Origin of the sequence: Mesorhizobium sp. M8A.F.Ca.ET.208.01.1.1 (assembly GCF_004791315.1) — a bacterium.
Classification (GTDB): Bacteria; Pseudomonadota; Alphaproteobacteria; order Rhizobiales; family Rhizobiaceae; genus Mesorhizobium.
The window spans coordinates 1-283 of record NZ_SRUT01000409.1 but is presented as its reverse complement, the minus strand read 5'-3'; the positions used below and the strand labels follow the sequence as shown (position 1 = coordinate 283).

At 66.1% G+C, this 283-nt stretch carries 1 protein-coding gene; it reads right to left on the bottom strand.

Annotation, left to right across the window (positions count from 1 at the left end; translation table 11 throughout):
* A partial coding sequence (locus tag EN851_RS35875; RefSeq protein ID WP_348630753.1) for a SulP family inorganic anion transporter occupies nt 1-229 on the bottom strand: 229 nt, incomplete at its 3' end.
* Nucleotides 230-283: the final 54 nt, after the last annotated feature.

Below are 283 nucleotides of genomic sequence, written 5' to 3'. Positions count from 1 at the left end.
GAGACAGCCCCGCCGCCATTGGTGAACGTGGTCGCGCTGCCCGCTTCGGGACTGGCCGTTTCCAGCGGATCGTCGCCGAGCCGAACAAGGCACCTGCGAGGTTGGCGGCCCCAGTTGCAAGAAGCTCGCGGTCGGGATTGATGGGTGGGTCCACCGGGGCAACAAAGGCTCGGCCGGCGGCGATCGTTTCGGTGAAGCTCATCAATGCGATGCCGAGAGCGCCGGGCAAGAGTTGTTGGACAAGGCTGAGACCGGGCAGGGTGATCGACGGGAGCGACTGTGG